Below are 13,614 nucleotides of genomic sequence, written 5' to 3' on the forward strand. Positions count from 1 at the left end.
TTTTTTGTATTGTATAATTTCCTAAACAATAAAAAAAGGACTACAGCAGCAGTCCAAAGGAGAAATATAACATGATAGCTAACCTCAAAAAAGTTGATGATCATTATGTCGCTCGTTTCGAACGTCTACTAAAACATCCCGCATCAGAAATATGGTCCTTTCTGACAGAGAATGAGAAGCTTGCTTTATGGTTCACTGAATTACGTGTTGAAGACCTGCGTAAAGGTGGATTAATCAAGTTTGATATGCAAGACGGGACCTTTGAAGAAATGACGATTACCGCCCTGCAACATGAATCCGTTCTTGAATTTACGTGGGCTGAAGATTCAGTTCGCTTTGAGCTATATCCAAATTCAGAAGGATGTTTACTCGTCTTGAATGAAACGATCCGGACGCTCACGCCACACACACCCCGAGATTTAGCTGGCTGGCATGTATGTCTGGATGTGATCCAGCATCTTCTGGATGGTACCACGCTAGAGTCGCGAAAAGCTGAATGGAACGTTTGGTATGAACAATACCAAGAAGCGATCTCTAAATTAGGATAATAAAGACTCTGCTCCATCAATCACAATTTGCGCACCTGTAATATGAATGGATTCATCGGAAGCCAAAAAAGAAACTAGATCGGCAACATTATCCGGTTTACCCGGCCCATCTGCCAGCGGCTGCGCACCATCGGGAAATTCAATCGGAATGACGATCGCTTCTACCTCTTCGTTCATTTCAGTGGTTTCATCTATATTGGTAGCAATCGCCCCGGGGCAGATCACATTCACTCGGATTTTAAACTTAGCAAGCTCAAGTGCAGCCATTTTGGCAAAAGCCACCTGTCCAGCTTTGGTAGTGCTATACGTAGACCATCCAAAGCTGGCAAATCTAGTATTCCCATTGATGGAGCTAGTGATAATAATGCTACCTTTCCCTTTATCCTTCAGATGAGGAATCGTATATTTAAAGGTCAAAAAGGTCCCCGTCAAGTTCACCGACATCGTGCGTTCCCAATCACTCAAGCTCAGTTCCTCTATAGGTCCGACCGCACCATTGATTCCCGCGTTAGCGAATACTACATCTAAGCTGCCGAATTGTTCGATTGTCCTGCGAACGCCTTCCTCCATCCCTTTTTCATCCGAAGTATCTACCTCTATGGCTAATGCACTATCTTTGCGAAACTTGTTCAACTTATCCGCTAAAGATGAGGTACGTTCAAGATTCAAATCAAAAAGCGCTACATTAGCACCTTCCCTCGCCAGCTTAATAGCGGTAGCCCGGCCAATTCCTGAGCCCGCTCCTGTAATAATTGCTGTTTTCCCAATAAATCTTTGTTTCTTAGCTATGTTTGGACTCATATGTAATCTCTCCTTTAAGATCTCTAAGTGATGTACTATGGATCAAGATTACCCAAAACCATGTACACTGGAATCATCTTCACAAAAAAAATCCCCGTTCAAAAGCTTGAACAGAGAGTTTCATCTATATTGATCCATTTAATTGTCCAGCTTCCGCACGTCCACTTTCACGGTCAGAGTGCCTGCTCCACCACGATATACGCCTTTTACAGGTACAATATCTTTGTAGTCCCGTCCGTGACCTAACTTAATATAACGCCAATTGACCTCAACATTATTCGTCGGATCGAAACCAAGCCAACCTGTACCGGGAATGTGAGTCTCCACCCAAGCATGTGAGGCTTGCTCAAAATTAGCATTACTCCCTTGCAAATCACCGACAAAATGATATCCACTTACATATCTGGACGGCAGACCGACACTACGGCAAACAGCAATCATTAGATGAGCATAATCCTGACATACACCGCGTTTAAGCTTCAGTGCTTTTTTTACCGTAGTATTTACACTTGTAGCCTCAGGGTCATAGGTGAACTGTTCATAAATCGTCGCAGATAATTTAAGAATCCATTCATACATATCCTCTGCTTCATTAAAAGGGTACTGTGAGGCAAACTCCACTAATTCAGGCGTCACCTCGGTATAACGAGTCGGCAAAATAAACTCAATATAACGGTTCTGAAATCCCTCGTCATTTAACAATCTAATTTGTTCTTCAAGAGTTGTTCTCGGGAGGTCTGTCCCCTGAGCTTTATCCAGTGTAACTACAGTAGCTTTAGTGTGGATGACCATCTCCGTATGCGGCTTATTAACCGAATAGGCATGGACCCGATTCCCGAAGAAATCCTCATAGGTTAAAAGATTTGCTGGCGGGTAAATATCCACTTCATGGTGATAACAGGATTGGCGATAATTCGTGCGTGGCGTGAGTCTGATCTCATTGACACTGTCCGTAACCGGCTCTGGATAGCTGTATGTGGTGGTATGATTGATTTGAATCTTCATACAGACACTCCTTCTCGCCGAAAAAAGGCGCCCTCCATTGTTTTACCAAGTTTTTGACAGGATATCACCAGCGATTTAAGCACATCTTCCACTAGCTCGCCGGACATTTCTTCTTTTTCCATATAATCCAGCTCTGCTTTTAGCTTACCCGCTTGACGGATAACCTTCTCATGGCCTGAACCTTTCTCTGAGGAATCTAGTTCAAGCTTTGCTAAATGCTCTTCCAGCTGATGAAAAGAAAAACGAATGGAACGCGGAAATTTGGGATTCGCAATCAAGAAATCTAAAATGCTCTCCGGAGACATAGCATCAGCATAATAACGGCGAAACGCCTGGTACCCACTAACAGATTTAAGCACCGCCTGCAACTGAGTATAAACCGCGTTAAGCTCCTTAAAACGGCATGAGACAATGACAGCCTGCAAGATACGAGTTGTATTCTCTGCCCGCTCTAGAAACCGTCCGCTCTCAATGAAATGCCACTCATTCCCTCTAAGCATGACCGACTGCTCTGCACCGAGAAACATGGCTGTACGCTCCTTAACCTGCTGATAGAACTGATGTGGACCGCTCATAATATCTGCAACAGACCGCTCACCAAGCCATAGGTTGAAGCTGTTGACAACATCCCATAATTCACTTGGAAGCTGCTGACGGAGTGTCCGCAGATTATTTCTAGCATGATGTACACAAGAGAATAATGAATTAGAATTGCCTAAATCAAGTGTGATGAAAGATAGGACATCCTGCTCGGAAAAGGTTTCGAACTGCTGCATATATTCACCTCGAACGCCTAGCGCATCGATTAACCTTGACCATTTATGTCCTTCTTCATGAAAATCCTCTTCCTGCTGGATATGATAATGAACATTGATTAGCCGCGCATGATTCTCTGCCCTTTCAATATATCTACCGATCCAGAACAAAGCTTCAGCATTTCGATTCAGCATCTCCAGCCACTCCCTTATCCTACAAATTGATGCTGCATTTTATTATTCACTTCATCTACATAGCAGTATCATGCCATGACCCAAGTATCCTTTACGCCACCACCTTGTGAGGAATTCACGACCAATGATCCTTCTTTCATAGCCACCCGTGTCAATCCCCCAGGTATAACATGCGGCTTCCGGTCAGCACCCATTAAAACAAACGCCCGAAGGTCGATATGTCTCGGTGCCATTGTTCCACCTGATAATACCGGTGCTCTAGATAGAGACATGATCGGCTGCGCAATATAACGTTCCGGGTCGGCAATAATCTTCATTCTGAATTCAGCCAGCTCCTCTTTCGTAGCTTCACTTCCGATCAGCATTCCATATCCCCCGGATAAAGAGGTTTCCTTCACAACCATTTCAGATAGGTTCTCAAGGACATATAAACGTTCATCAGGTCTGCCTAGCAAATAGGTCGGGACATTTCCAAGAATCGGTTCTTCATTCAGATAATAACGAATCATATCCGGTACATAGACATACATCGCTTTATCATCAGCAACACCAGTCCCCGGGGCATTAGCAATCGCTACATTCCCTGCCCGATACGCATTCATCAGACCCGCCACCCCTAGAAGTGAATCCGGCTGAAAAGCTAACGGATCAATGAAATCATCATCCAAACGCCGATACAGTACATCTACACGGCGAAGTCCGTTCATTTCTTTTAAATATATTTTGTGATCCTTTGCAACCAAATCTCGTCCTTCTACCAAATGTATACCCATCTGTTGTGCTAGAAAAGCATGCTCATAATAAGCAGAATTGTATTCCCCAGGTGTAAGGAGTGCGATAACCGGATCTGACTTTCGTGAGGGTGATAAACTACGTAGAACGGATAAGAAGCGATTCAAGCTATGATCAACATCTCGGATGGAGCTGGCAAAGGACAATTCAGGAAATAACTGATTCATAAGGGTTCTGCCTTTAAAAAGATATGAAAACCCTGAAGGCGTTCGTAGATTATCTTCAAGCACATAATATTGCCCATCATGATGGCGGATCAGATCGATTCCCGAGGTAGTGATGTAGGCTCCACCAGGCACCCTTAGACCAGCCATCTCGGGACGAAAATAACAGTTGGAGATGATCATACGCCTTGGAACTATTCCATCCTTTACGATATACTGCTCATGGTAGATATCATGAATGAACAGATTCAAAGCCGTGATACGCTGAATTATTCCTGCCTCTAGCCTCTCCCATTCATTTTTAGGTATAATGCGTGGAATCATATCGAAGGGAATCGTACGCTCCATGGGATGATCCTGAGCCGGATTGTATAACGTAAAAGTAATTCCTTCCTCCATCATCCTGCGCTGCATCAAATTCTGCTTACCCTGCAGCTCTTCCGAGCTCATTCCGGAAAACATGCGATTCACATGTCTGTAATGCGGCCGGACATTTCTCTTATCTGCATACATTTCATCAAAAAAATGTTGCAGCGGATATGGAGACAGACCTGGCAGAGGATCTAATTTGGACATGAGCCCGACTCCTTTCGATAAATGTTATCTTTACTAACAACCTATACTTTAATTCCTGAAAATATCCATGAAAATATTGTTTTGTATTCCCATAATACGTAAATTCTATTGCCGATGTCAATATATATAACAGAGAAATGTGATCTCTGAATATTTCCGCGGTTTGGAATCGCTTCCTTTCTCTCTTATATAGGCTGTCGGAGCTGAAGTGTAGTTTCTTCATTGAATTGTATGCAGGAGTAGTGACAAGCAGTACTATTATGAATTTTTCATATGTTGGTTTTTTTATATAGTTTTCTGGGGAGGTGAATTCAGTTATATGGTATAATTTGGAACGTTAGGAGAGTGAACAAATGGATCACAAATATACTATGACCATGGAGCAGGAAGAGGCTAGGCAGAATCATATTTTTCTTTTATTTGGCTTATCAGAAGCGGGTTCGATGAAGGTAGCACTTAGTCGTGTAGGTAGACGTCATTTAATAAGAGTACTTTCGTTTAATGAGACGTTCTCTGCTGGACCGCTGTGCAAATTAGATAATGATGAAGGGTGTCATGCCCGTGAGTTATGGTTTCAGGAACGATTTCCGGATCAGGGTTATCATCTCAATCCCCAGCATAAACTGGAAGCTATGATTCAGACCTTAAAAGAAATTCCCGAGGACAAAAAAATCACGATTTGGTGCGGAGACAACTCCCATGATCAGACAGGTTTACGATTTGCACTTTCTGTTCTTAGTGAGCGGAAGCAACCTGTTCATGTTATAAATCCAATCGAAGCTTATGAGAAGCTTCCCGGGATTACGGATCAATTTAGCATGGGCTTATCTCCCCAATCCCTGGGTCAGCTCCCAAACGAAGCAGTGCAAATTATTATCAAAAACACCGAAAATACGGAGCCCCTTACCTCCGCAAAGAGAAAACAATATGAACTGGAGTGGCAAGAAATCAGCAACACTGAGGATATGCTTCGAGTATGGTCCAAAGGTCAACTAACGAATGTACCCGAAACATACTATGACGAAGACATTCTGTCCTTAATTCTGCAACTGCAAAAGAATGAACAGGGCGATCATTTCGTAAATGCGGGACTTATTGCAGGTACAATTATAGGGCAGTGGAATTTATTTATCAGTACCTCATTTATAGAATATCGCTTTTGGAGGCTTATTAGTGAGGGAAAGCTGTTATTTAAAGGGATACCCTACGCGCTGCATTTGTACTTTTTAAGAATTCCTTAGTGGTCACTACATTAACAACTAACTAGCATTTAATAAAAAAGGAATGCCCTCATAACTAAATATAGCTTCGAGGACATTCCTTGTAAATGTTGCTTATGAAAGTTGTGTGGATGATTGAACTAAGCTTGCTCTTCCGATTCTTCTGACTCTTCTTCCTCGGTAATTAATCCGGCAAAAAGAGCATGCACGAACTGCTGAGAATCAAATGGCTGCAAATCTTCCATCTTTTCTCCCAGTCCTACGAGCTTCACTGGTAAGTTCATTTCCTGACGAATGGCTACTACAATTCCGCCTTTAGCTGTACCATCCAGCTTCGTCAAGACGAGCCCTGTTACCCCACTCTTCTCACCAAATAGCTTGGCTTGCGTAAGCGCATTTTGACCTGTGGTCGCATCTAGCACCATCAGTACTTCATGCGGAGCACTAGGAATTTCTCTTTGAATAACACGGAAAATCTTGTTGAGCTCTTCCATCAGATTACTCTTATTCTGAAGTCTGCCTGCCGTATCACAAATCAAGATATCTACATTCCGCTGCTTAGCCGCTTGAACAGCATCGAACATAACAGCGGCCGGGTCAGAGCCAGCTTGTTGCTTAATTACGTCTACGCCAGCACGTTGACCCCAAACTTCGAGCTGTTCAATCGCTCCGGCACGGAACGTATCCCCTGCAGCCAAAAGAACTTTTTTACCCTCTTGTTTGTAACGATGTGCTAGTTTACCGATCGTAGTCGTCTTGCCTACTCCATTTACCCCAACGAACAAGATAACTGTAATGCCATCCGGATTTTCCTTCAGGCTGTTATCGTCATCGCCGCGCAGCAATTCCATGAGCTTACGGGACAAAATGGGTTGCAGCTCAGCTGCATCTTCAATTCGCTTTTGCTTTACTTCTGCGCGCAGATCCTCGACAAGTGTCATTACTGTATTAACACCTACGTCCGCACCAATCAAGATTTCTTCCAGCTCTTCGTAGAACTCTTCATCTATTTTTTTACGGCGGATAATCAGGTCTGCTACCTTCTCGACAAAGCCTTTACGGGTTTTCTCTAATCCGTCGCGGAATTGTTTGGTTACACTTTCCGTTTTGCCGGAAATGCTTTCTTTTAACTTCCTGAAAAAGCTCATTTGTTTCCTCCTAAAAGTTTTGTATTAAAAAACTCAACATTTCGTCAAGCCGTTATGCGATCTCTGCTTCCTCATCCTCTAAACGTACAGAGACAAGCTTGGATACTCCGCCTTCTTCCATCGTCACTCCGTAGAGCACATCCGCCTCTTCCATCGTTCCTTTGCGGTGTGTAACGACGATAAATTGCGTTTGTTCCGAGAACTCACGCAAATACTGTGCAAAACGCACGACATTCGCTTCATCTAGCGCAGCCTCTACCTCATCCAGTACACAGAACGGAACCGGCTTCACTTGCAGGATGGCAAACAAGAGGGCCATCGCAGTTAAAGCGCGTTCCCCACCGGATAGGAGCTGTAGGTTTTGAAGTTTTTTACCCGGTGGCTGGGCTACGATATCTATCCCTGTTTCCAGCATATGCTCTGGATCCAGCAGCATGAGATCCGCTCGTCCGCCTCCGAACAGCTTCGAGAACACCGTACCGAATTGTTTACGGATCGCATCAAAGGTCTGTTTGAAGCGTTTGGACATTTCATCTTCCATCTCACGGATAACTTGGTACAAGGTAGTCTTGGCTTCGACCAGGTCATCTTTTTGTCCGCTGAGGAAGGTATAACGCTCATGAACACGCTGATATTCTTCAATCGCACCTAAGTTCACTTCGCCAAGTGCAGAAATACTGCGTTTCAGACGCTGTACATCCGCTTGTGCGGCAGGCACATCTTCAGGTACAGGATAACGTTGCTTCGCTAGTTCATAGCTTAGCTCGTAGTCATCACTCAGCTTACGAAGAATATTATCAAGTTCAACATCCAGACGACCCACAGAAACTTCAGTTGAACGCAGCTTGTCCTCCACGACTCTAAGTGCCTGACGCTGATCCTTGGTCTTGCCCTCCTCTAGCTCAAGCTTACGGGTTAACGCGGAACGTTCCGCCCGAGCTAGATCCAAAGTACCGGCTGTCTCTTCCTTCTTCAGACGATAACTATTCAAATCTTCTTTCTGTTTCACGGTTTCCAAAGCATTACTAGCCAAATCCTGTTCGATCGTATGTAACAGATTTCGATTCTGGCGCAGCTCTTTATCCTGTGAACCCGCATCTTGTCTTAGACGACGTAATTGCTCCTCCAAGGAGAAGATCTCCTGATCGAGCTTGCCTTCCGAAACCTTCATACTGGTCAGCTTACCTTGCAACTCTTCCTTCGCAGATTCATTCGCTTTACGCGCCGATTCGGCATTACGGATACCCTCATGAGCTTCCTTCTCTTCTTTCTCGAGACGTTCAAGCTCAGCAGAGGCTTGTTTTCGAGTCTCCTCAAGCGCGCGAACCTCACTTTCAAAACCACTACGTTCCGCACCTGTACTCTCCACTTGTTCCTGCACATGCCGAAGCTCCTGTTCAAGCTGCTTCAAATCGCCAGAAACACGTTGCTCTTCCAGTCTTTTCTCATCTCCATCACGGCGCAGGTCCTCTAGCTTCACGCTAGCGTTCTCCTGCTCTTCACGAAGTCTGGCTATGCCTTGCTTCAGCTTAACAATTTGACGCTCGCTCTCTTCGATCTCACTGCTCAGCTGATCCAGCTGGCGTTTACGACTAAGTAAGCTATTGTTCTTCTTATGCTGGCTACCACCAGTCATGGAGCCCCCGGCATTGACTACATCACCCTCTAGCGTAACCACACGATAACGATACTGGCATCTAGCGGCGATACGATTCGCCTGCTCCAGGCTCTCAGCAATAACTACATTACCAAGCAAACTGCCAATAATACTTGCATACTTATCATCGTATCCAACGAGTTCGGAACCAATTCCAACAAAACCTTCAGCATCTTCCACCATTCCACGGTCACTACCGGAAATTTGGCGTGGCCGGATAACATCGAGTGGTAGAAAAGTAGCTCGTCCCAATTGACGTTGCTTCAGGAAAGATATCGCTTGGCGAGACACGCTCTCATTATCCATAACCACGTGTTGCAGCGATGCACCCAGCGCAGTCTCAACAGCCATTTCCAGCTTCTCCGGAACGGAGATGAGTTCAGCAACCGCACCATGCACACCGTTAAGCTGTCCTTTACGGGCACCTTTGAGAACTTCTTTAACCCCAAGCATAAAGCCATCGAAATCATCCTGCATTTCTTTCATGGTCTCGTGACGGGAGACTTGTGCTTCCCGCTTCTGTTCCCACTTTCTCAGACCTGATTGCGTCTCTTCAATCAGCTTCTGACGTTTACTAAGTTGTTCACTCTCAGTAATATAAGCACCACGAAGATTGCTTAGTTCTTTTCCAAGCTGGGCAATCTTATCTTTTAGCCCTTTCTGGTTAGCAGACAACTCTTCCTGCCGTGCAGTCCATTTGCCGCTTTCTTCTTCACTGCGGCTCATACGACGTTCCAGATTCTCCTTCTGTTGATCCGCGTAACGAATTTCGTTACGCGCATTCGCCATAAGGTTCATTAACTCCAGGAGAGCACTTTTCAGCTTCTCCTCCTGGCTCTGACTAATACCGTCAGCGACACCTTCGAGTCTTGTCTCTTCCGCTTCGATCTGTTTCCGAAGCTCAACAAGCTTGAGACGGGACGCTTCGAGCTTAGCTTCTAAATCTCCAAGCTCGCGTTGTCGATCCGCAGAACGTTCACCTACAGAACCTAATGTGAGCATTAACTGTTCTCGGTTGCTCTCAAGATTACGCTTGCGTTCCTTCAACACTTCCCCGTAACCTTCGCTCTTCTCATAAGCCTCACTATAACGGAGCAATTGCTCTTGCTGCTTCTCGATCTGTTCTTCTAACGCGCGCAGTTCGGCACGTCCGCTTTCCAGCTTGGCATCATGGGCTGAGACTACAGTAGATAATTCCAGTTGCTCATCCTTTAAAGTTTCGAGCTTAGCGTTACCTTCCTGCCAAGCTGTATGAATCCCTTCAATCTGATGCACATAGACTGAAATTTCCTGATGCTTCAGTTGTTCCCGAAGCTCTTTAAAGCGAATGGCCTTCTCCGATTGATCCTTTAGTGGACCAATCTGATCCTCAAGCTCACTAATCAAATCGTGAATACGAAGCAAATTTTGCTCCGTGTCATCAAGCTTACGACTTGCATCTTTTTTGCGCGATTTATATTTTACAATACCCGATGCCTCTTCAAAGATGCCTCGCCGATCTTCGGAACGAGTACTCAGAATCTCTTCAATCCGACCCTGTCCGATAATCGAATAAGCCTCACGCCCGATACCGGTATCCATGAACAGCTCTGTGATATCCTTCAGTCGGCAGGATTGCTTATTAATTAAATATTCACTCTCACCACTACGGTGAACACGCCGAGTCACTGTAACTTCGCTGAAATCCAATGGAAGCGTGTGATCCTCATTATCGAGCGTAAGTGATACTTCACCATAATTCACAGCTTTACGCGCGTCACTACCGGCAAAAATAATATCTTCCATCTTGCCGCCACGCAGTGATTTAGCACTCTGTTCGCCGAGCACCCAGCGTATGCCGTCAGAAATATTGCTCTTGCCGCTTCCGTTCGGACCCACTACGGCCGTTATTCCGCGCACAAATTCCATTTCTGTTTTGTCGGCAAATGATTTAAAACCAGCTAATTCTATCCGTTTCAAAAACATACTTGCCTATCACCTCTGACCCATTATACCATAGCGTTTATTCGCCTAAAATAGCTTCAAAATGAAGCTTGGCTATTCTTTCGAAAAAGAGCAGCAACGGTCTGAGCTCCGCCTAAACGCCGGTATTCAGACCTTTGCTGCTCTCCTCCGCTTGTCCACATGATGCAAAATTCAGGCACCATCTTCTTTCAGATGCAACAGTGCAGCTGCTGCAGCCTGCTGCTCTGCTTCCTTCTTCGAGCGGCCGCTCCCTTTACCAAGTGAACGGTTAGTCATTAACACTTCAGAGACGAATTCACGCTCATGCGCGGGTCCCCGTTCTTCAATGATCCGATATTCCAACGTACCCATATTGTGCTGCTGAATTAGCTCTTGCAGTTCCGTCTTATAATCGGTCATCTGCATTTGCAGTTTCCCATCCGTCTCCACAAGTGGAAATACGTGATTATCAAGAAAAGACCGTACAGTTTCCAGCCCTTGGTCAAGATAAAGCGCTCCCACGAAGGATTCGAACACATCAGCCAGCAGGGCCGGGCGAGTACGTCCGCCCGTAAGTTCTTCCCCTTTTCCCAGCAGTACATAACGGCCAAAACCTAAACTCTCAGCGAACTTAACCAGCGAAGGCTCGCATACGATAGCGGCACGTAGCTTGGTCAGTTCCCCTTCAGGTCGATCTGGCAACAGATTGTACAAATATTCAGAAACCGTCAGCTCCAGTACAGCATCCCCTAGAAATTCGAGACGCTCATTATCCTGATGCTGATTGAAACGGTGTTCATTCACATATGATGCATGGGTAAAGGCCTGCTTCAGAAGCACAGAATCGTGAAATTGGATTTGAAGTTGCTGTTGTAACTGCTTCAGTTCTCCTTTCACCGCGCTGTCCCCTTACTGATTATATTTTTTTAGAATAACTGTAGCGTTATGTCCCCCGAATCCAAACGAATTCGACATTACAATATCAAGATCCGCTTTACGTGGAACATTTGGTACATAATCCAAATCACATTCTGGGTCCTGGTTGTCCAAATTAATCGTTGGTGCAATCATACCCTTTTGCAAAGAGAGTCCGCAGATAATAGCTTCTACACCACCGGCAGCACCTAGAAGATGACCTGTCATGGATTTCGTTGAGCTAATAGCTACTTTATAGGCATGTTCGCCCAATGCTTTCTTAACAGCAGCCGTTTCTGATCGATCTCCTACAGGCGTTGAAGTACCATGTGCGTTAATGTAATCAATATCTTCAGGAGAGATACCAGCATCACGGATTGCCATCTTCATGCAGCGAGCTGCTCCATCTGGATCCGGTTCAGTCATATGGTGAGCATCAGCGCTTAGACCATAGCCGATAACCTCAGCATAAATCTTCGCTCCACGCTTCTCAGCATGTTCAAGGGATTCCAGAATCAAGATTCCAGCGCCCTCTCCCATAACGAAACCATCGCGATCTACATCAAATGGACGACTAGCTTTCTCCGGCTCATCATTACGAGTGGACATCGCTCTCATTGCACAGAATCCTGCCATTCCTGTTGGTCGAATGGTCGCTTCCGAACCACCGCAGATCATAGCATCCGCGTCTCCACGTTGAATCAGACGGAATGATTCCCCAATGGAATGACTTCCTGTAGCACAGGCTGTCACTGTAGTCGTATTCGGTCCCTTTGCACCGAGGTTAATGGACAGCTGCCCAGAACCCATGTTAGCGATCATCATCGGGATAAAGAACGGGCTAACCCGTTTTGGCCCTTTTTCAAGTAACAGATTATGATTGTCTTCCCAAGTACCAAGACCACCGATACCCGAACCAACAGATACACCGATTCGTTCAGCATCGATATCTTCACCGATCTTAAGTCCACTGTCGCGCAATGCATCTTCACCGGCAGCCACTGCAAATTGTACAAAACGGTCCATTTTGCGGGCTTCCTTGCGGCCAAAAAGCGCCTCAGGATCAAAGTCTTTAACTGATGAAGCAATTTGCGTAGTGTATTCACTGACATCAAACGCTTCAACCATCGATACACCTGATTTACCGCTCATCAGATTATCCCAGAACGTCTCCAAGTCTTTCCCTAGTGACGTAATTACGCCCATCCCGGTTACAACCACTCTATGACTCAAACACAATCACCCCATCTATAGGCTGTATACATTATATTCAGTACTTATATACTGCAAATTATTACTATATGAACAGCGATCACCGCATCATTAAAGCTTACGCGGTTCTGTTATAATCCCTATAAAGCTGCACATGGCAACCTTTAATACATCTTTAATGCTGTATAAATGAGGAGAAGCCCCGCCCAAGTTGGAACGGGACTCTCAATCATATGACTCTAGGTATGAGATTGTATGTACTTCACAACTTCACCCACGGTCGTAATCGTCTCTGCATCTTCATCAGAGATTTCCATGTCGAATTCATCTTCCAATTCCATAACCAATTCTACTACATCAAGAGAATCAGCACCTAAATCATCTTTGAAAGACGCTTCTAATGTTACCTCAGCTTCATCGGCACCTAAGCGGTCGATGACAATGCGTTTTACACGCTCTAATACATCGGACATCCGGTTCACCTCCTCTTTTGGTATTATACGAGATATGAGGTCAAAATACCATAGACCGCAAAAAACGCTTTCCTGATCCCTCACATTTCATCTTTAAAACAGTGTAATTTCTCCCAAGCATAAAACGCCTTCGGCCTCCTTATAAGGACGGTAAGTGTTTTAGCGAGAAATATAAGGATAAGTATAGTGTGAAACTTATACTTTCTTAT

At 44.9% G+C, this 13,614-nt stretch carries 11 protein-coding genes; 2 read left to right on the forward strand and 9 right to left on the reverse strand.

From position 1 onward, the window contains the following. Positions 1-71 precede the first annotated feature (71 nt). On the forward strand, positions 72-548 hold the full coding sequence (locus tag CA598_RS29235; RefSeq protein WP_094878751.1) for an SRPBCC family protein: 477 nt from the start codon (positions 72-74) through the stop codon (positions 546-548). Here the strand turns inward: CA598_RS29235 and CA598_RS29240 are convergent. The 4 genes from CA598_RS29240 to CA598_RS29255 all read right to left on the reverse strand — a co-directional run bounded on the left by CA598_RS29240 (position 540) and on the right by CA598_RS29255 (position 4,836). Continuing rightward, a complete protein-coding gene (locus CA598_RS29240; RefSeq protein WP_094878752.1) occupies positions 540-1,349 on the reverse strand; it encodes an SDR family oxidoreductase in 810 nt (269 codons plus the stop codon). The genes CA598_RS29235 and CA598_RS29240 overlap by 9 nt on opposite strands. A gap of 138 nt (positions 1,350-1,487) precedes the next feature. Beyond that, on the reverse strand, positions 1,488-2,354 hold the full coding sequence (locus CA598_RS29245; protein ID WP_094874597.1) for a transglutaminase family protein: 867 nt from the start codon (positions 2,352-2,354) through the stop codon (positions 1,488-1,490). After that, positions 2,351-3,304 carry an alpha-E domain-containing protein gene (locus CA598_RS29250; RefSeq protein WP_094874596.1) on the reverse strand — a complete coding sequence of 318 codons (954 nt, stop codon included), beginning with the start codon at positions 3,302-3,304 and terminating at the stop codon, positions 2,351-2,353. Before CA598_RS29250 ends, CA598_RS29245 begins: the two co-directional genes overlap by 4 nt. Before the next feature lie 68 nt (positions 3,305-3,372). Continuing rightward, positions 3,373-4,836, reverse strand: a complete 1,464-nt coding sequence (locus CA598_RS29255) for a circularly permuted type 2 ATP-grasp protein (RefSeq protein WP_042127226.1) — start codon at positions 4,834-4,836, stop codon at positions 3,373-3,375. A 353-nt stretch (positions 4,837-5,189) separates the two neighbouring features. On the opposite strand from CA598_RS29255, the gene CA598_RS29260 reads away from it, so the two are divergent. After that, a complete protein-coding gene (locus CA598_RS29260) occupies positions 5,190-6,077 on the forward strand; it encodes a DUF1835 domain-containing protein (RefSeq protein WP_094878753.1) in 888 nt (295 codons plus the stop codon). 119 nt (positions 6,078-6,196) lie between these two features. Here the strand turns inward: CA598_RS29260 and ftsY are convergent, their stop codons facing one another. The 5 genes from ftsY to CA598_RS29285 form a co-directional block, all read right to left on the reverse strand. Further along, positions 6,197-7,204: a signal recognition particle-docking protein FtsY gene (gene ftsY, locus CA598_RS29265; RefSeq protein WP_094874594.1), complete on the reverse strand. Its 1,008-nt coding sequence runs from the start codon at positions 7,202-7,204 to the stop codon at positions 6,197-6,199. Positions 7,205-7,256: 52 nt separating this feature from the next. After that, positions 7,257-10,826 (reverse strand): chromosome segregation protein SMC, encoded by a 3,570-nt coding sequence (smc, locus tag CA598_RS29270; protein ID WP_094878754.1) that lies wholly within the window; start codon positions 10,824-10,826, stop codon positions 7,257-7,259. A gap of 171 nt (positions 10,827-10,997) precedes the next feature. After that, positions 10,998-11,702, reverse strand: coding sequence for a ribonuclease III (rnc, locus tag CA598_RS29275; RefSeq protein WP_042127220.1), 705 nt, complete (start codon positions 11,700-11,702; stop codon positions 10,998-11,000). A gap of 12 nt (positions 11,703-11,714) precedes the next feature. Continuing rightward, positions 11,715-12,953, reverse strand: coding sequence for a beta-ketoacyl-ACP synthase II (fabF, locus tag CA598_RS29280; RefSeq protein ID WP_076282776.1), 1,239 nt, complete (start codon positions 12,951-12,953; stop codon positions 11,715-11,717). 218 nt (positions 12,954-13,171) lie between these two features. Further along, the gene (locus tag CA598_RS29285) at positions 13,172-13,405 is read right to left on the reverse strand and encodes an acyl carrier protein (RefSeq protein WP_036686493.1); all 234 of its coding nucleotides are present in this window, start codon (positions 13,403-13,405) and stop codon (positions 13,172-13,174) included. Between the last annotated feature and the right edge of the window lie 209 nt (positions 13,406-13,614).

This window comes from Paenibacillus sp. VTT E-133291, from assembly GCF_002264395.1.
Lineage (GTDB): Bacteria > Bacillota > Bacilli > Paenibacillales > Paenibacillaceae > Paenibacillus_AQ > Paenibacillus_AQ nitricinens.